We start from the raw sequence: 784 nt of genomic DNA, 5'->3' as shown, positions 1-784 counted from the left end.
TGACTACTGCTACTTTTTCCGGTTTCATCTTGGTCTTCCTTAAATGTTGAGATTACAAACTTGCTTGATCCTAGGCGCTTATCGTTATGTGGGTTTGTGCTTCTCATACGCAAAGGATTTTATTTCGTTAATGAAACTATAGGAATATTCTGGAAGTCTGATGTGAACGAATCAAGACAACTTGATGATGTTTCTGGCGGTTCTCAAATTGAATACTAAAACAGAGAAATGGGGCGAGGAACTAACCAATTGAATACAAACAAAAAAAGCACCACTACCGCAAATGGTGCTTGGTATTAACTCTTCATCTGTAACAACACGATTTTTCTCAGCGGTGAGAAGATATTAAAAACTAAACCCATCATAAACAGCGTAATAACAATCGTTGCACCACTAGGCAAATCATACTTTGCAGAAGCTGCTATCCCCAACAAAATACCAATAGTTCCGATACCTAAACTGGCGGTTAAAAAACGTCTACCTTTAAGGCTCGCAGCGCATAAAGCGGGAATCACCAATAAAGCAAACTCTAGGTAAATCCCCGTCAGTTTGACGGTGATCGGCATCAAAATAGCGAAGATGAGATAAAAACCGCTACCACGCATAAATTCGGGCTTTGTGCGTACTAGCAACAACATCGCACCAGTGATTACCGTCAACGGCCAAACATCTTGCCATGTCGACCACAGTAGCTGACCATTCAAAATCCCTTGAATGAAATCAGCACCATGTGGGTCTTTGCTAACAAGTAACACTGCCAAAGAGGCAGATACCACAAACAAGC

Annotated in this window: 1 protein-coding gene; it reads right to left on the bottom strand. The window is 41.2% G+C overall.

Going from position 1 to position 784, the window contains the following annotated elements:
* Positions 1-296 precede the first annotated feature (296 nt).
* Positions 297-784 (bottom strand): metal ABC transporter permease (locus R7O13_RS26150; RefSeq protein ID WP_318305112.1); only part of this gene is annotated, 488 nt, incomplete at its 5' end.

The sequence above is a fragment of the Vibrio sp. Y176 genome, from assembly GCF_033438945.1.
Note: the sequence above shows the minus strand (reverse complement) of the source record. Positions and strands in the feature narration are given on the sequence as shown.